16 protein-coding genes are annotated in these 17833 nt (G+C 68.7%); all 16 read left to right on the forward strand.

The annotated features are described in order from the left end of the window. The first annotated feature begins 3 nt into the window (after nucleotides 1-3). The 16 genes from QRN27_RS16365 (at nucleotide 4) to QRN27_RS16440 (ending at nucleotide 17829) form a co-directional block, all read left to right on the forward strand. Nucleotides 4-381, forward strand: coding sequence for an SCO2097 family morphological protein (locus QRN27_RS16365; protein ID WP_056005410.1), 378 nt, complete (start codon nucleotides 4-6; stop codon nucleotides 379-381). Nucleotides 382-705: 324 nt separating this feature from the next. Continuing rightward, nucleotides 706-1137, forward strand: a complete 432-nt coding sequence (gene mraZ / locus QRN27_RS16370; RefSeq protein ID WP_056005413.1) for a division/cell wall cluster transcriptional repressor MraZ — start codon at nucleotides 706-708, stop codon at nucleotides 1135-1137. Nucleotides 1138-1276: 139 nt separating this feature from the next. Next, complete coding sequence (gene rsmH, locus QRN27_RS16375; RefSeq protein WP_285043155.1) at nucleotides 1277-2230, forward strand: 16S rRNA (cytosine(1402)-N(4))-methyltransferase RsmH; 954 nt, start codon at nucleotides 1277-1279, stop codon at nucleotides 2228-2230. Continuing rightward, nucleotides 2227-2820, forward strand: coding sequence for a cell division protein FtsL (gene ftsL, locus QRN27_RS16380; protein WP_194670125.1), 594 nt, complete (start codon nucleotides 2227-2229; stop codon nucleotides 2818-2820). Before rsmH ends, ftsL begins: the two co-directional genes overlap by 4 nt. A gap of 73 nt (nucleotides 2821-2893) precedes the next feature. Then, a complete protein-coding gene (locus QRN27_RS16385; RefSeq protein WP_285043156.1) occupies nucleotides 2894-4666 on the forward strand; it encodes a peptidoglycan D,D-transpeptidase FtsI family protein in 1773 nt (590 codons plus the stop codon). A 26-nt stretch (nucleotides 4667-4692) separates the two neighbouring features. Then, nucleotides 4693-6240: a Mur ligase family protein gene (locus QRN27_RS16390; RefSeq protein WP_285043157.1), complete on the forward strand. Its 1548-nt coding sequence runs from the start codon at nucleotides 4693-4695 to the stop codon at nucleotides 6238-6240. Continuing rightward, nucleotides 6237-7643: a UDP-N-acetylmuramoyl-tripeptide--D-alanyl-D-alanine ligase gene (locus QRN27_RS16395; protein WP_285043158.1), complete on the forward strand. Its 1407-nt coding sequence runs from the start codon at nucleotides 6237-6239 to the stop codon at nucleotides 7641-7643. The genes QRN27_RS16390 and QRN27_RS16395 overlap by 4 nt, the downstream gene beginning before the upstream one ends. After that, nucleotides 7640-8737, forward strand: a complete 1098-nt coding sequence (gene mraY, locus QRN27_RS16400; protein WP_285043159.1) for a phospho-N-acetylmuramoyl-pentapeptide-transferase — start codon at nucleotides 7640-7642, stop codon at nucleotides 8735-8737. Before QRN27_RS16395 ends, mraY begins: the two co-directional genes overlap by 4 nt. Next, nucleotides 8734-10245 carry a UDP-N-acetylmuramoyl-L-alanine--D-glutamate ligase gene (gene murD, locus QRN27_RS16405; RefSeq protein WP_285043160.1) on the forward strand — a complete coding sequence of 504 codons (1512 nt, stop codon included), beginning with the start codon at nucleotides 8734-8736 and terminating at the stop codon, nucleotides 10243-10245. The genes mraY and murD overlap by 4 nt, the downstream gene beginning before the upstream one ends. 91 nt (nucleotides 10246-10336) lie before the next feature. After that, the gene (gene ftsW / locus QRN27_RS16410; RefSeq protein ID WP_285043161.1) at nucleotides 10337-11530 is read left to right on the forward strand and encodes a putative lipid II flippase FtsW; all 1194 of its coding nucleotides are present in this window, start codon (nucleotides 10337-10339) and stop codon (nucleotides 11528-11530) included. Then, nucleotides 11527-12624 (forward strand): UDP-N-acetylglucosamine--N-acetylmuramyl-(pentapeptide) pyrophosphoryl-undecaprenol N-acetylglucosamine transferase, encoded by a 1098-nt coding sequence (locus tag QRN27_RS16415; protein ID WP_285043162.1) that lies wholly within the window; start codon nucleotides 11527-11529, stop codon nucleotides 12622-12624. Before ftsW ends, QRN27_RS16415 begins: the two co-directional genes overlap by 4 nt. 27 nt (nucleotides 12625-12651) lie before the next feature. Continuing rightward, nucleotides 12652-14064: a UDP-N-acetylmuramate--L-alanine ligase gene (gene murC, locus QRN27_RS16420; RefSeq protein WP_285043163.1), complete on the forward strand. Its 1413-nt coding sequence runs from the start codon at nucleotides 12652-12654 to the stop codon at nucleotides 14062-14064. Nucleotides 14065-14074: 10 nt separating this feature from the next. After that, nucleotides 14075-15142 carry a cell division protein FtsQ/DivIB gene (locus tag QRN27_RS16425; protein WP_285043164.1) on the forward strand — a complete coding sequence of 356 codons (1068 nt, stop codon included), beginning with the start codon at nucleotides 14075-14077 and terminating at the stop codon, nucleotides 15140-15142. Between the two features lie 157 nt (nucleotides 15143-15299). Continuing rightward, nucleotides 15300-16553: a cell division protein FtsZ gene (ftsZ, locus tag QRN27_RS16430; protein WP_285043165.1), complete on the forward strand. Its 1254-nt coding sequence runs from the start codon at nucleotides 15300-15302 to the stop codon at nucleotides 16551-16553. Between the two features lie 5 nt (nucleotides 16554-16558). Continuing rightward, nucleotides 16559-17269: a YggS family pyridoxal phosphate-dependent enzyme gene (locus QRN27_RS16435; RefSeq protein ID WP_502929543.1), complete on the forward strand. Its 711-nt coding sequence runs from the start codon at nucleotides 16559-16561 to the stop codon at nucleotides 17267-17269. 44 nt (nucleotides 17270-17313) lie between these two features. Then, entirely contained in the window at nucleotides 17314-17829 is a 516-nt protein-coding gene (locus tag QRN27_RS16440) for a cell division protein SepF (protein WP_285043167.1), read from the forward strand. The last annotated feature ends 4 nt before the right edge of the window (nucleotides 17830-17833 follow it).

Raw genomic sequence — 17833 nt, forward strand, 5'->3', positions numbered from 1 at the left:
CAGATGCCACTTTCTGAGCAGGAGCAACGGCTCCTCGACGAGATGGAACGCCACCTCTACCGCAGCGATGCCGAATTCGTCTCCAAGGTCAGCGCTGGCGCAGGCAAGCCGAGTTATCGCGGGATCGCGCTCGGCTCCCTCATCGCGGTGGTCGGGGCGATCGGCCTCGTACTCGGAGTCGTGATCCAGCAGCCGCTCGTCGGCCTGCTCGGGTTCGCGATCATGCTGACCGGCGTGCTGGTGGCGACGAAGCCGACCCGCGCACCGCTCGAACAGCCGAGCCCTCGTCAGACGGCGCCGGCTGGCGGCCAGAAGTCGTCACGGCTCATGGACCGCTTCAACGACCGCTGGGACAAGCGGCAGTCCGGCGACGAGCGGTAGCTAGGCCCTGGCGGTCCCGCCGGACAGCGGCCCTCCGCTCGCGTCCACGCGACTCCACTTCCCTCCCTCGCGGCTCCGCCGCACCACGACCCAGAACGGGGTCGATCTTCGGATCGGCCCCGTTTCGTCGTTAACGCGGCGCAGAAGTGCTCCCCGGTCGTCCTGAACCCTCCATTTCCCTCCACCCCGTGAAGCCCAGTCTTCCCGGGGTTTTTTGCGCGTCCAGCGAGGCAAAACACCCCAATATGCTGCGGCGGTGGTGCAAAGTGGAGTAAAGTGGAGCCCAACCAAGATGTTGGCCGAAACGATTGGGGGCGGGGGCGTATGTTCCTCGGTAGTCACGCCCCCAAACTCGACGAAAAAGGCCGCATCATCCTGCCGGCGAAGTTCCGCGAGGAACTCTCCGGCGGGGTCGTCATGACCAGGGGCCAGGAGCACTGCATCTACGTCTTCAGCACTCGGGAGTTCGAAGCCCTCCACGAGAAGATCCGGCAGGCCCCGGTCACCAGCAAGCAGGCGCGTGACTACCTCCGCGTGTTCCTCTCCGGAGCCAGCGCCGAGACGCCCGACAAGCAGCACCGCGTGACCATCCCTTCGAACCTCCGTCAGTACGCCGGGCTCAGTCGCGACCTCGTCGTCATCGGAGCCGGGAGCCGTGCGGAGATCTGGGATGCCGAGGCATGGGAGTCCTACCTCGCCGAACAGGAGAGCGTCTTCTCCGAGACCGCCGAGGAGGTGATCCCCGGACTCTTCTAGTGCCCTGCCCCCTGACTCCCAGCCGTCACGCCCTGACACACTTCCCCGGTGCCAGGTCGGATCCCGCCCTGACACACTTCCCCGGTGCCAGGTCGGAACGGATGGGGATCAGGGGCCAGGGACCGTCCGGACGACGCATATGGCCATCAACGACATCCACACCCCAGTCCTCCTCGAGCGCTGCATCGAGTTGCTCGCTCCCGCCGTGTCCCACGAGGGCGCGGTCCTCATCGACGCCACGCTCGGCATGGCCGGTCACGCCGAGGCCATGCTCGAGCGGTTCCCCCAGCTCACGCTCATCGGCCTCGACCGCGACCTCGACGCGCTCGACATCGCCCAGGAGCGGCTCGCCAGGTTCGGCAACCGCGCCCGCTTCGTCAAGGCCGTCTACGACGACATCGACGAGGCCAGCGAGGAGCTCGGTTTCCCCGAGGTCGACGGCATCCTCTTCGACCTCGGTGTCTCCTCGCTGCAGCTCGACCGGACGGAACGCGGGTTCTCCTACTCGCAGGACGCTCCACTCGACATGCGGATGGACGCATCGAGTGAGCTGACCGCCGAGACGATCCTCGCGACCTACGACGAGGTCGCGCTGCGGAAGATCTTCTGGGAGTACGGCGACGAGAAGCTGGCGCAGCGCTACGCACGACGCATCGTCGAGGAACGTCAGCGCAGTCCGCTGACGAGTTCCGGCCAGCTCGTCGACCTCATCGACCGAGCCACGCCTGCCGCTGCGCGCCGCACCGGACACCCCGCCAAGCGCGTCTTCCAGGCTCTCCGCATCGAGGTCAACGCCGAGCTGTCCGTCCTCGAGTCCGCGGTGCCGCGGGCGCTCGACCTGTTGCGGGTCGGCGGTCGGATCGTGTTCCTGTCCTACCAGTCGTTGGAGGACCGGATCGTCAAGCGCGAGCTCCAGGCACGGGCGAAGTCGACCACGCCGGCCGGCCTGCCGGTCGAACTCCCCGAACACAGCGCGGAGCTGAAGCTCCTCGTCAAGGGCGCGGAACTCGCCACCGACGCCGAGATCGATGAGAACCCCAGAGCGAAACCCGTGCGACTCCGCGCGGCCGAACGGCTGAGGAGGCCAGCATGAGCGGAGCGACCGCAGCACTCGATCTCGCACCGGAACGACTCGGACGCGCACGGCCGCAGCCGAGCCGTGTCGAGCCGGAGCGTCGGCACATCCGTGCCGTCGTGCCGAGCGCGCGCCCGACGTTGCGCCCTCGACCGATGTACGCGGTCGTCGTCGTCGGTGCCGTCGTGGCGATCGTCGCCGGTCAGCTCCTCCTGAGTGTCGGACTGAGCCAGGGTGCATACCAGATCCAGCAGCTCGAGGGGCAGCAGGTCGAACTCGGCCGCACCTCGGCCGCGCTGGCGGAGGACCTCGACCGCCTCGCGTCGCCCCAGTACCTCGCGGTCAACGCGCAGGCCCTCGGCATGGTCGGCAACTCCCTCCCGACCTACCTCCGGCTCTCCGACGGTGCCGTCCTCGGCACCCCGACGCCCGCGTCGGCTGCCAAGAGCCCCATCTTCAACGCCGCCCTCGTGCCGAACGCCCAGACGGCGACGATCCCTCCAGTGAGCGGCCAGAACGCGCCCGCCGCCGACGGCGCGTCGGGCCAGGAAGCGACCACCCCGCCCGTACCGTTGCAGGACGGGTTGCCGTCGCCCACCACGCGATGACCGGACTGTTCACGGTGCAGGACGGCTCGCCCACATGCAGGGCGAGGCCAGGAGAGGACGCGGCGACGACATCATGGTGAGGCACACGAAGACCACACGGCGCCGCTTGGCGTTCACCATCGTCGCAGTGTCGATCGTCATGACCCTCTTCGTGCTCCGGCTGGTCGACATCCAGGTCGTCCGAGCGAGTGCACTGAGTGCCGAGTCCCTCGAGAAGACCGAGACCGGCGACACGATCCTCGCGACGCGCGGCAGCATCCTCGCCTCCGACGGTTCCGTCCTCGCCGAGGCGGTCATGCGGTACAGCATGGCCGCGTCGCCGAAGGACGCCGGCCCGTTCGAGCGCGACGTCGACGGTACCGAACAGACGATCACGCTCGAGCAGGCCACGAACGAGATCGGCGCCATCATCGGCAAGCCCGGTCCGGAGGTCCTGGCGCTGATCACGGACGCCCTCGCGGCCGACAAGGACTCGCTGTACGCCCTCATCGCCAAGAAGCTCGACCTCGATCAGCTCCGAGCGCTCAAGGCGCTGGAGATCCCGTGGACCACGTTCACCGAGGACCCCTACCGCGTGTACCCCAACGGTGCCGTCGCCGGTAACGTCGTCGGGTTCGTCGGTGAAGAGGGGGAGCCGCAGGCCGGCGTCGAACTCATGGAGGACTCCTGTCTCGCCGGTGCGAACGGCCGCACCACCTACGAGAAGGGCAGCGGGGGTCTGCCGCTGCCCGGCACCACGGTGACGAAGCCCGCGAAGGACGGCGGCGACGTCGTCCTGACGATCGATAAGGACATCCAGTGGTTCTCGCAGCAGTCGCTGGCGGCGCAGGCTGAGGCGGTCGGCGCGAGCTGGGGCATCGTCACCGTCATGGAGGTGAAGACGGGCAAGCTGCTCGCCGTCGCCGAGTACCCGTCCGTCGATCCCGGCAACGTCAGCGCGACGCCCGCCGAGGACCGCGGATCCCGTGCGTTCGCCGCGCCCTTCGAGCCCGGATCGACGTACAAGTCGCTGACCGCTGCGGCCCTGATCGACCAGGGTGTCGCGAGTCCCAACTCGCAGGTCATCGCGCCCTTCCGCTACAAGCCCTCGAACGGTGCGGACATCAACGACAGCGAGTTCCACGCGGACATGCGGCTGACCCTCTCCGGAGTCATGGTGCAGTCGTCCAACACGGGTATCTCGCAGTTCGGCGAGAAGATGAGCGCCGACACCCGGTATGCCTACTTCCAGAAGTTCGGTCAGCTGCAGAAGACTGAGGTCGGATTCCCCAGCGAGTCCGGCGGCCTCATGGCCGACCCCGAGGACTGGGACAACCAGACGGACTACGCGACCATGTTCGGCCAGGGGTTCTCGACGACCGCCGTCCAAGGCGCCAGCCTCTACCAGACGATCGCCAACGGCGGCGTCCGCATGCCCGTGCAGCTCGTCGAGGGCTGCCGGAACGCCGACGGCACCATGACGGACGTCCCGGATGCCAAGGGGACGCAGGTGGTCTCCCCGGATGCGGCCAAGCAGGTCAGCGAGATGCTCGAGATGGTCGACCAGCAGAGCTGGGTCGCGGAGAACGTCGACGTTCCCGGCTACCGGGTCGCCATGAAGACCGGGACGGCGCAGCAGCCCGACGGCGACGGCGGATACAGCTCGAGCTACCTCGTGTCGATGGCCGGATTCGCGCCCGCGGAGGCGCCGCAGTTCGTCGTTTCGGTGAACCTGGCGGACCCGGTTAAGATGAATTCATCGGCTGCGGTCGCTCCCATCTTCCGGGACGTGACCACCCAAGTGCTGAAGAGCAGGGGAGTGCAGCCCTCGACGGAGCCGGCACCGAATCTGCCGCTCGACTTTTGAACGACCTCATGAAGGATGGGCTCAGCGTGAACAATCAGGGCCCGATCAGCCTCAGACCGGAGCATCCCCAGCGACGGGCGCTCTCGCAGCTGGTGACCGATTTCGACCTCGACCTCCACGGCTCCTCCGACGGCGTGGAGATCAGCGGCGTCAGCCTGAGCTCCGGCTCGGTGGAACCGGGTGACCTCTACATCGGTATGCCGGGTGTCCGCACCCACGGAGCCGCGTACGCCGCCCAGGCCGCCGAACGCGGTGCGGTCGCCGTCCTCACCGATGCCGACGGCCTCGACCTGGCCACAGCGGCCGGTCTGCCGATCATCGTCGTGCCGGAGCCGCGTGCAGCGCTCGGGCACCTCGCCGCCTGGGTGTACCGCACGGCTGAGGAACCGCCGACGCTCTTCGGCGTCACCGGCACCAACGGCAAGACGAGCGTGGTGTACCTCCTGAGCGGCATGCTCGCCCAGCTCGGGATCGTCTCCGGGCTGAGCTCCACGGCGGAACGGCGCATCGGCGACCTCGCGGTCACCAGCTCCTTGACCACGCCGGAGGCGAGTGAACTGCACGCCCTGCTCGCTCGCATGCGCGAGTCCGAGGTGCGCGCCGTCGCCATCGAGGTCTCGGCGCAAGCGTTGACGAGGCACCGTGTCGACGGGATCGTCTTCGACGTCGTCGGCTTCACCAACCTCAGTCACGACCACTTCGACGACTACGGGGACTTCGACGAGTACTTCGCCGCCAAGCGCGAACTCTTCGAACCCGACCGCGCACGCCGCGGCGTCGTCACCATCGACTCGGAGTGGGGAGCTCGGCTCGTCGAACAGAGCCGCATCCCCGTGACCACGCTGACGGCACGTCCCGAGGTCGACGCCGACTGGCGGATGACGATCCTCGAGGAGGCCGCCGGCTCGACCACCTTCCGACTGGACGGTCCGGAGGACCGCACCCTCGTGACGAGTGTGCCGCTCCTCGGATGGTTCATGGCCGCGAACGCGGCCCTCGCGATCGTCATGCTCGTCGAGTCCGGTGTGGAGTTCGACATGATCGCGGGAGCGCTCGAGCGCGACGGCGGCATCGACGCCTACATCCCCGGGCGGGCCGAGCGCATTAGCGGCGATCGAGGGCCCGTCGTGTACATCGACTACGGACACAGCCCGGACGCCTTCCTCAACACCCTCGCGGCGATCCGAGCCGTCACGCCAGGACGCGTGTTCATGGTGTTCGGCGCCGACGGCGACCGCGACACGACGAAGCGCCGCGACATGGGCGCGATCGCGGCCCGCGGTGCCGATGTCGTGGTCGTCACCGACTTCCATCCGCGGAGCGAAGACCCGGCGGCCATCCGGCGGGTGCTCCTGGAGGCCGCCCGTGAGGCTTCGCCCGACGGCGAGCTGCACGAGGTGGCCGACCCGGCGACCGCGTTCCGTACGGCGCTCGCGCTGGCCGGGCCGGGCGACACGATCCTCTATGCCGGACCAGGGCACGAGGACTACCACGAGGTCGCCGGCGTGAAGATCCCGTACTCCGCCCGCGACGATTCGCGCGAGGCACTGCGTGAGGCCGGGTGGCTCTCATGATCGACCTGACCCTCACCGAGATCGCCGCGGCGACGAACGGTCGGCTGCTCGCCGGTTCCGCGCACGCGGACCTCGTCGTCTCCGGCCTCGCCGACACCGACTCCCGACTCATCACCCCGGGCGACATCTTCGTCGCGAAGCCGGGCGAGGAGACCGACGGACACCTGTTCGCCGACGCCGCCGTCGCGAACGGCGCCGCGTTGCTCATCGTGGAGCGGGAACTGCCGGTCGCCGTTCCGCAGATCCTCGTCGAGGACTCCGTCACCGCCCTCGGGGCCCTCGCCACCGAGGTCATCCGTCGGGTCCGCTCGCACGGCGTGCTCCGGATCGTGGGCATCACGGGCTCCAACGGCAAGACCACCACCAAGAACCTCCTCGCCGCCGTCCTGGAACGGGTCGGGGAGACCGTCAGCCCGAAGGCCTCGTTCAACAACGAGGTCGGCGCGCCGATCACGATGCTCCGGGTCACGGACTCGACGAGGTTCCTCGTCGCAGAGATGGGTGCGAGTGGCATCGGCGAGATCGCCCGGCTCATCCGCATGGCGAAGCCCGACATCGGCGTCGTCCTGAAGGTCGGCCTCGCCCATGCGGGCGAGTTCGGCGGCATCGAGGCGACCGTCACGGCCAAGACCGAGATGGTCTCCGATCTCCTCCCGGACGACGTCGCCATCCTCAACCTCGACGACGCCCGCGTCGCCGGTATGGCCGACGCGACCCGGGCGCGTGTGCTCTGGTTCGGTCTCGACGACCGGGCTGCGGTGCGGGCGACCGACGTGGTCGCGACCGCTTCCGGGACCGCCTTCACCCTGCACCTCCCCGACGGCTCGTCGGCACCGGTCAGCTTCAAGGTGCTCGGCGAACACCACGTCATGAACGCTCTCGCCGCTGCGGCGGCGGCGCACGACCTCGGGGTCCCGATCGACGTCGTCGTCGACGCGCTCGAGAGCGTGAGCCGCGCGGAGCGCTGGCGCATGGAACCGCTCGGCGGCCGCGACGGCGTCTCCATCATCAACGACGCGTACAACGCGAGCCCCGACTCGATGTCGGCCGCGATCAGGACCCTCGCGCAGATCGGGGCGGAGCGCGGTCGGACGATCGCCGTCCTCGGCGCCATGAGCGAACTGGGCGACTGGGCGGGGGAGGAGCACGATCGCATCGGGCTGCAGGTCGTGCGTCTCGGCATCGGTCGCCTCGTCGTCGTCGGACCGGAAGCCCGGCGGATGCACATCACCGCCATCAACGAGGGTTCCTGGGACGGTGAGTCGGTGTACTTCCCGACCGCGGACGAGGCGTTCGACTATCTGAGCACGGAGATCGCCGCCGGCGACACCGTGCTCGTGAAATCCTCCAACGCGGCCGGTCTCCGGTTCCTGGGGGATCGACTGGGGGAGCTGTACACATGAGAGTCCTCTTGGCGGCTGGAGCGATCTCGCTCGCGTTCTCCCTCTTCCTGACACCGCTCTTCATCAAGGCGTTCCGCAAGCTCGCGTGGGGCCAGTTCATCCGCGATGACGGGCCCCAGAGCCACCACACCAAGCGTGGTACCGCCACCATGGGTGGGGTCATCATCATCGTGGGCACCCTTGTGGGGTTCTTCGCGAGCTACCTGATCTTCCAGGAGCAGGTCGGTGTCTCCGCGCTGCTCGTGCTGTTGATGATGGTGGGCCTCGGCATCGTCGGTTTCATCGACGACTTCCTCAAGGTCCGCAAGAAGCAGAGCCTCGGTCTCGGCGGGTGGGCGAAGGTCGCCGGACAGCTGATCGTGGCGACGGTCTTCGCCGTCCTCGCCATCAACTTCCCGAACACCGAGGGGTTCACCCCGGCCTCGACGAACATCTCGGTGATCCGCGACATCCCGATCAACTTCATGGCGATCGGCATCCCGATCATCGGTGTCCTGCTCTACATCCTCTGGACCTCGGTGATCGTGGCGGCGACGTCGAACGGCGTGAATGTCACCGACGGCCTCGACGGACTCGCGACCGGCGCCTCCATCCTCGCGATCGGCTCGTACATCATCATCGGGTTCTGGCAGTTCAACCAGTCCTGCTTCAGCTCCTCCCTCGCCTCCGACGTGGCCTACAAGTGCTACGACGTGCGGGACCCCCTGGACCTGGCCGTGGTGGCGGCGGCGATCGTCGGTGCCCTCATCGGATTCCTCTGGTGGAACACCTCGCCGGCGCAGATCTTCATGGGCGACAGCGGCTCGCTCGCCCTCGGTGGAGCACTCGCGGCCCTCGCCATCCTCAGCAAGACCGAGCTGCTCCTCGTGCTCGTCGGCGGACTCTTCGTCATCGAGGCCGGTTCGGTCATCGTGCAACGTGTGTACTTCAAGGCGACCCGTGGCAAACGGATCTTCCTCATGAGCCCCATCCACCACCACTTCGAGCTCAAGGGCTGGGCAGAGGTGACGGTCGTCGTGCGCTTCTGGATCATCGGCGGACTCCTCGTCGCGGCCGGTGTCGGTTCCTTCTACCTCGAGTGGCTGAGCCGATGAGCGCCGACCGCCTCGACGATCTGCACAGCTGGCACGCCGACTGGCGAGGCCTGCGGGTCGCGGTCCTCGGCCTCGGTATGACCGGCTTCTCGGTGGCCGACACCCTGACCGAACTCGGCTCGGAGGTCCTCGTCCTCGCCGGCGAGGCCGCCGACGAACGGTCGGAGCTCGTCGGGGTGATCGGTGCCCGGCTGGTCCAGCGCGACCTCACGAGCGTGCCGGCCGAACTCGTCGAGTTCGGTCCGGAGCTGGTCGTCGTCTCTCCGGGATTCCATCCCGACCACCCGGTGGTGCTCTGGGCCCACGAGACGGGTGTCCCCGTGTGGGGCGACATCGAACTCGCCTGGCGCGTCCGCGACAAGGTGGGCACACCGGCCGAGTGGATCTGCGTCACCGGCACCAACGGCAAGACCACGACCGTCCAGCTCACGGCGTCGATGCTCGTGGAGGCCGGGTTCCGGGCCGCCCCCTGCGGCAACATCGGGGTTCCGGTCCTCGACGCGGTCCGCGACCCGCAGGGGTTCGACTTCTTCGTCGTCGAGTTGTCGAGCTACCAACTGCACACGCTGGGTCTGCAGGGCGGGCGGAGCATCGTGACGCCGCTCGCGAGCGTGTGCCTGAACGTCGCCGACGACCATCTCGATTGGCACGGCTCGGCTGAGGCCTACCGTGCGGCGAAGGCCGTCGTCTACGAGAACACCACGGTCGCCTGCGTGTACAACCGCGCCGACGCCGCGACGATGTCGATGGTCGAGGACGCGGAGGTGACCGAGGGGGCTCGCGCCGTCGGGTTCGGCCTCGACGTCCCGGGACCGAGCGATTTCGGTGTGGTCGACGGGATCCTCGTCGACCGCGCCTTCCTCGACGACCGCCGGACGAGCGCCCTCGAGATCACCACGGTGGAGGCGCTCGCGCAGCGGGGTCTCGCAGCTCCGCACATCGTCGCGAACATCCTCGCCGCTGCGGCGCTCGCCCGTGCTGCGGGCATCCCGCTCGAAGCGGTGCGCGACACCCTGCTGTCGTTCGGTCTCGACGCCCACCGGATCCAGCTCGTCGCCCGCAGCCTCGAGGTCGACTGGGTCGACGACTCCAAAGCCACCAACCCGCATGCGGCCGACGCCTCGCTGGCCGCCTACCGTTCCGTCGTCTGGATCGTCGGAGGACTCCTCAAGGGCGTCTCGATCGATCGGCTCGTCGAGCGGCACGCGGATCACCTCCGCGCCGCGGTCGTGATCGGGGCGGACCGTTCGGAGGTCCTCGACGCATTCGCGCGACACGCGCCGACGCTGACCGTCATCGAGGTCGACGAAGCGGAGACTGAATCCGTGATGCCGGAGGCCGTTCGACGGGCCGCCGAGGTCGCGCAGGCGGGGGACACCGTCCTCCTCGCTCCTGCCGCAGCCTCGATGGACCAGTTCTCCGACTACGGCCACCGTGGTCGCCTGTTCCAGGCCGCCGTCGAAGCAGAGCTGGGAGGTGAGGCGGATGATCGATCCGCCTCGCGCTGACCCGCGCCGCTCGCGGTCTGCATCGGCGTCCGGACGGTCGGCCGACGCGCCGAGCGGTGGAGGTCCGGAAGCGTCGGTGTCGCCGAGAGGCATGTCGAGTGCGCGCATCTCCCTCGGCAAGGTGCTCCGACCGGAGTCGAAGAACTACTTCCTCCTGCTCGGAGTGACCCTCTTCCTCGTCGGGCTCGGACTCGTGATGGTGCTGTCCTCCTCGTCCGTCGAATCGTACGAGGCTGGAGACGGTTACTTCGGCCTCTTCTGGCGGCAGGCGACCTTCGCGATGATCGGTGTCCCGCTGATGCTCATCGTCAGCCGCTTCCCGGCGAAGTTCTGGAAGAAGTGGGCGTGGGTCTTCCTCGTCATCGCGATGGGGCTCCAGCTGCTCGTGTTCACCCCGCTCGGGTACGAGATCGGCGGGAACCGTAACTGGATCGAGATCGGCGGCTTCACGGCGCAGCCCTCCGAGGCGGTCAAGCTCGCCCTCGTCGTGTGGCTCGGCCTGGTCCTGACGGTGAAACAGCCGCGGTTGCTCGAGTGGAAGCACGCGTTGATCCCCGTCATCCCGTTCGCGGGTCTCTCGATCGGTCTCGTCCTGCTCGGTGGCGACCTCGGAACCGTCGTCATCATGGCGCTGATCGTGTTCTCCGCCCTCTACTTCGCCGGCGTCCGACTCCGGTACATCGCGATCCCGGTGGTCGCCGGCGCCGTGCTGTTCCTCATCATGGCCATCACGAGTGCGAACCGCATGCAGCGCATCATGGCGTTCTTCGGGGACGGCAAGGGTGACTACGAGAACGCCGACTGGCAGTCGACCCACGGCACCTGGGCCCTCGCGAACGGCGGGCTCTGGGGCGTCGGCCTCGGGAACTCCCGGGCCAAGTACGGTTGGTTGCCCGCGATCTCGAACGACTTCATCTTCGCCGCGATCGGCGAGGAGCTGGGCCTCATCGGCGCCGTCCTCGTCCTCGGCCTCTTCGTCTTCCTCGCGGTCATGTTCATCCGCGTCATCCGCTCGAGCGACGACTCGTTCGTCCGGATCACCACCGGCGCGGTCATGGCGTGGATCATCGGTCAGGCGCTCGTCAACATCGGCGTCGTCCTCGGTGTCCTCCCGGTCCTCGGCGTCCCGTTGCCGTTGCTCTCCTCTGGTGGTACCGCTCTGCTGACGACCCTCGTCGCGATCGGGATCATCCTGTCCTTCGCCCGAGAACGCGGCCGGACGGGCCAACCGCAGCCCCGTCGCGCTCCCGTCAGACGCCCCCAATCCTCCGGAGTCGCCCGATGACCACCTACCTCCTCGCCGGTGGCGGCACGGCAGGGCACGTCAATCCATTGCTCGCCGTCGCCGACGGCCTCCGAGCCAGGGACCCCGAGGCGACCATCCTCGTGGTCGGCACTGCCGAGGGGCTCGAGGCCAGGCTCGTCCCGGAGCGCGGCTACGAGCTGCTCACGATCCCCAAGCTGCCCTTCCCCCGACGCCCGAACCTCGACGCCGTGCGGTTCCCCGGACGACTGCGGCGAGCGGTCGCCGAGGTGGTCGCGATGATCCGCGAGCACGACGTCGACGTCGTCATCGGGTTCGGCGGCTACGCGGCTGCACCGGCGTACACCGCGGCGAAGCGGGCGGGCGTCCCGCTGGTCATCCACGAGGCCAACGCGCGGCCGGGTCTCGCGAACCGACTCGGCGCGCGATACACGCCGTACGTGGGTGTGGCGTTCCACCGGACGCCGATCAAGCACGCCCGGTTCGTCGGCATGCCGCTGCGTCGCGAGATCGAGGACCTCGACCGCGATGCGCTGCGGCCGTCGGCGATCGCCGAATTCGGCCTCGATGCCGATCGTCCGCTGCTCCTCGTCACCGGTGGATCGCTCGGGGCGAGGCGCCTCAACGCGACCATGAGCGAGAGCGCGCAGGACGTCGTCGGTGCCGGCTGGCAGGTCCTCCACATCACCGGTGCGAAGAGCGAGATCCAGGACCCCGGCGTCGAGCATTATCACCTGCTCGAGTACTGCTCGCGGATGGATCTCGCCATCGCCGCGGCCGACTTCGCCGTCTCGCGGGCGGGAAGCGCGACCGTGAGTGAACTGTGCGCCGTCGGACTCCCGGCCGTGTACGTCCCGTACCCGGTGGGGAACGGCGAGCAACGCTTCAACGCGGCCGATGTCGTGCGTGCCGGCGGAGCGGTTATGGTTGATGACGCGCAGTTCGTGCCGGCCTGGGTGCGTGAGCACCTCGTCCCGCTGCTGAACGATCGGCACCGGGTCGACGACCTGGCGGCCCAGTCCAAGAGCGTGGGCGTCGCCGACGGGACGTCTCGCGTCGTCGCCCTCATCGATGAGGCGCTCCAATCATCGGTGCAGCCCTCGCGCGGCCGGTGACCCAGTCCTCTCAGAAAGCGTGACACCGTGATCAAGCCAGACCCCACCGTCGAGATCCCAGCCGACCTCGGCGTCGTCCACTTCGTCGGCATCGGCGGCAGCGGCATGAGCGGGATCGCACGTCTGTTCGTGAGCGCCGGTGCCCGCGTGACCGGCTCCGACGTCCGCGAGTCGAAGAACATCGAGGCGTTGCGCGCCCTCGGCGTCCCCGTCGCCATCGGTCACGATGCCGCCAACGTCGGTGACGCCGACAGCCTGGTCGTGACCGGTGCCCTGTGGGCGGACAACCCGGAGTACCTGCTCGCCAAGGAGCGCGGACTCACGATCCTGCACCGCTCGCAGGCGCTCGCCTGGTTGACGTCGGAGACCCGCCTCATCGCGGTCGCCGGCGCTCATGGCAAGACGACGTCGACCGGCATGATCATCACCGCACTCCTCGAGCTCGGTGCCGACCCCAGCTTCGTCAACGGCGGGGTCATCGAATCCCTGGGCGTGAGCTCGGCCCGTGGCGACGGTGAACTGTTCGTCGTGGAGGCGGACGAGTCCGACGGGTCCTTCCTGCTGTACGACACGGCCATCGCGCTGATCACCAACATCGACCCTGACCACCTCGACCACTACGGATCGTTGGAGGCCTTCGAGCAGGCGTTCGTGACCTTCGCCGGTCAGGCGCGCGAGCTCGTCGTCATCTCCTCGGACGACGCCGGCGCCGTGCGCATCACCCCGGCGCTCCGTGCGGCCACGGACGGCAAGCGGGTCCTCACCTTCGGTGAAGCCGCGGACGCCGACGTCCGTCTCCACGACGTGGGCTCGACCGGTCCGGTCTCGTTCCAGCTCAGCTACCAGGGCGGCACCTACGCCGCGACGCTTCGCGTGCCCGGCCGACACAACGCGATCAACGCGGCGGGTGCGTTCGCCGTCCTCGTGGGTGTCGGGTTCGACCCGGCGGAGGCCCTCCAGGCCATCACCGCGTTCGGCGGGACCCAGCGACGCTTCGAGCTGCACGGCGTCGTGAACGGCGTCAGCGTCTACGACGACTACGCGCACCACCCGACCGAGGTCGCCGCCGCGCTGGCGGCGGCACGGACGGTGGTGGGGGAGGGACGGATCATCGCCGTCCACCAGCCGCACCTGTACAGCCGGACCCGGCTGTTCGCCCAGGAGTTCGCGGACGCCCTCGAACGCTACGCCGACCACACCGTGGTCCTCGAGGTCTACGGCGCTCGGGAGGATCCGGAGCCGGGCGTGACCGGTGCCACGGTGTCGACCCGGTTCGCGGACGCCGACCACGTCGCGTACATCGACGACTGGGCGCGGGCGGCGGACTACACGGCCTCTGTCGTGCAGCCGGGCGACTTCGTGATCACCCTCGGGTGTGGAGACGTGTACCGCATCGTGCCGCAACTCCTCGAGGCCATCGCCGGTCGCGAGTCCGTCTGATGGGCGTCCGGTGAAGCGCCCGGACGGCTTCGATCCCGGGGCGCGACCGGGTCCCGACCGCACCCAACGGACGACGCCGGCGGCCTCCAAGCCGACGCGGGACCGCCCGGAAGCACCCGTGACGGAGCAGGAGACGGACGTGCTCGAGCTCGACGCCGCTCGGCTGACGTCGAAGCGGGGTGCCCCGAAGGTCACGACCGGCCCCCGGTCGTCCTCGACGGGTCGAGCATCGGTCACGGCGACCGATCGCGCGGCGAAGGCCGACGACCGTGCGTCGACGGCCGAGGAGGGCGATCGTCCCGGGCAACCGTCCGACGAGCACCTGCTCTCCCCACGGGAGGCTGCTCGGCTGCGACGGCGGCACGAGCGACAGGAGATCCGCCGGTTCACCGCCCGCAAGCGTGGGCGTCACCGGCCCTGGGTGTTCGCGGCCGCCATCCTGGCCGCACTGGTCGTCGTGTCGCTCGCCGGTGCCTACTCACCGCTGCTGGCCGTGCGGAGCATCGAGGTCGTCGGTGCGACGCGGGTCGACCAGGCGGAGATCACGAAGGCGCTCAGCGGCCAGATGGGTCGCCCGCTCGCACTCGTGGATCCCGGGGCCGTCAAGGCGGTGCTCGTCGGATACCCGCTCATCGCCAGCTACTCCCTCGAGTCGCAGCCGCCGAGCACCCTGGTGGTCCGGATCGTCGAGCGTGAGCCGGTCGGTGTGCTCCAATCCGGCACGGTGTACACCCTCGTCGACGCCGCGGGGGTCACGATCGAGCGGAGCGACCAGCCCATCGCCGGGTACCCGACACTCATGGTCGCCGGCGGTGCGACTTCCAAGGGCTTCGTCGCCGCGGCTGCGGTCATCCGAGCCCTTCCGGCGGACCTGCGCGCGCGTGTCGCGTCCGTGTCGGCATCGACGGCCGACGACGTCACGCTGACGCTCGTCGACTCGCCGGCCGAGGTCGTGTGGGGGAGTGCCGAGCAATCCGCCGAGAAGGCGATGATCCTGGCGAAGACGATGGCGGCCACCGACCCGTCGCAGGTGAACCAGTACGACGTGTCGTCGCCCTCGGCCGCGATCGTCCGCTGACGGTGTGCGGGGATATTCCCGTCGATGTGCCGACACGCCCGGACGCGTCCCATCAGGGATGGGGCTGGGCCCTAACGTCGTGCTCAGGACAGAAAATGCATACGCAGCATAACTTTAAACCTTAACTTGAGGTTGAGAGTTCACACGGAGGCCTGAAGTGACTACAAACCAGAACTACCTCGCCGTCATCAAGGTCGTCGGTATCGGCGGCGGTGGCGTGAACGCGGTCAACCGGATGATCGAGCTCGGCCTCCGAGGCGTCGAGTTCATCGCCATCAACACGGACGCTCAGGCGCTGTTGATGAGCGACGCCGATGTGAAGCTCGACGTCGGCCGGGAGATCACCCGCGGCCTCGGCGCCGGTGCCGACCCCGAGGTGGGTCGACGCGCAGCCGAGGATCACGCCGAGGAGATCGAAGAGGCCATCGCCGGCGCCGACATGGTGTTCGTGACCGCGGGCGAGGGTGGCGGTACCGGAACCGGTGGCGCACCCGTCGTGGCGCGTATCGCGAAGTCGATCGGTGCGCTCACCATCGGTGTCGTGACGAAGCCCTTCGGCTTCGAGGGACGTCGTCGCCAGGCGCAGGCGGAACTCGGCGTCGCGCGCCTGAAGGAAGAGGTGGATACCCTCATCGTCGTGCCGAACGACCGCCTCCTCGAGATCAGCGATCGCGGCATCAGCATGCTCGAGGCGTTCGCCACGGCCGACCAGGTGCTCCTCGCCGGTGTGCAGGGCATCACCGACCTCATCACCACGCCCGGCCTCATCAACCTCGACTTCGCGGACGTCAAGTCGGTCATGCAGGGTGCCGGATCGGCACTCATGGGCATCGGCTCGTCCCGTGGCGCGGATCGCGCGATCAAGGCCGCGGAACTCGCGGTCGCCTCGCCGCTGCTGGAGGCCAGCATCGAGGGCGCCCACGGGGTCCTCCTCTCCATCCAGGGTGGTTCCAACCTCGGCATCTTCGAGATCAACGACGCGGCGAAGCTCGTCCAGGAAGCCGTGCACCCCGAGGCCAACATCATCTTCGGTGCGGTCGTCGACGACACGCTCGGCGACGAGGTGCGCGTGACCGTCATCGCAGCCGGCTTCGACGGTGGCGAGCCGCTCACCCGCACGGCGGCCTCCCCGGCAGACGCCGTCATCTCCGGCGGGGTCATGAGTTCCTCCGACGAGACCGCCGGGGCGCCGATCAGCACCGCTGCGAACGCCGCGTCCGAGTCCTCCGAGCACCGGTCGACCGCGGCAGCGCCCGTGTCCTCAGGCGGCGACTGGGGATCGAAGCCGAGCGCGTCCTCGCCGTTCTCCGGAGCGACGCACCGTCAGCCCGAGACGGTCGTCGAGACCGCCGTCCAGGACCCCTCGTTCGACGACGAGGGCGAGCTGGACATCCCCGACTTCCTCAAGTAGTAGTGATCGACGAGTCGACCACCTCGGCCGGATCGGGCTCCTCGGAGCCCGGTCCGGCATTGCTCGATCGCCTCGCGGACATCCGCGGGCGAGTCACCGACGCGACGCGAGCCGTGGGCCGGGACACGGAACCGACGCTGATCGTCGTGACGAAGTTCCACCCGGTGACGCTCGTGCAGGCGCTGGCGGCCGCCGGCGTCACGGACGTGGGGGAGAGCCGGCACCCTGAGGCGCGCGACAAGGTCGCCGCAGCCGAGGGACTGGGATTGCGCTGGCACTTCATCGGTCAACTGCAGACGAACAAGGCCAAGCAGGTCCGACGATACGTCGACGCCGTCCACTCGGTCGACCGACCTGAGCTGCTCGACGCGCTGTCGTCCACTGAGCGGCAGCTCGAGGTCTTCCTCCAGGTCAACCTGACCGACGATCCCGGCCGGGGTGGCGTCGCGGGTGATGCGGCCCTCGAGGCGCTCACGACCGCGGCACTCGAAGCGGAGGGCATCGTGCTGCGCGGCGTCATGGCCGTCGCCCCGCTCGACGAGGATCCAGCGGCGGCCTTCGCCAGGGTCGTCGCTGCGTCCGAGCGCATGCGCGCACTCGCTCCGCACGCCGATGGGCTGTCGATCGGCATGAGCCACGACTACGTCGAGGCCATCGAAGCGGGCGCGACACACCTACGCATCGGCACGGCAATCACCGGGAATCGCCCGGTGTGACGTTAATCTCGGAGAAGCAAGGACCGCAGATCACGGAGGAAACGATGTCGAACCCACTGAAGAAGACCATGGTGTACCTCGGGCTCGCCGACGATGATCTCGAGTACGAGCAGCAGCACGCTGCTCAGGCCGAGCCGACGCAGCAGGCCGAGCCCCGTCGCACCGAGCGCGCTGAGCGGGTCGAGCGCGTGGAACGCGTCGAGAAGGCCGCTCCGGTGACGCCGTTGCGCAAGCCGGTTCCCGTGCGACAGCCCGTCGCACCGAGCTCGGACCTCAACGAGATCCTCACCGTGCACCCCAAGCAGTACCGCGACGCGCAGATCATCGCCGAGAGCTTCCGCGACGGCGTCCCGGTCATCATCAACCTCTCGCAGATGAGCGACGGCGATGCTCGCCGGCTCATCGACTTCGCCAGTGGCCTCTCGCAGGGTCTCTACGGCAAGATCGAGCGCGTGACCAGCAAGGTGTTCCTGCTCTCTCCCGAGCACGTCGCCGTCTCCGGCGACAACGGGCAGGGTGCTCCGGAAGCGACCGAGGCGACCTTCTTCGCTCAGTCATAATCGA

Source organism: Plantibacter sp. LMC-P-059a, assembly GCF_030209505.1.
Lineage (GTDB): Bacteria > Actinomycetota > Actinomycetes > Actinomycetales > Microbacteriaceae > Plantibacter.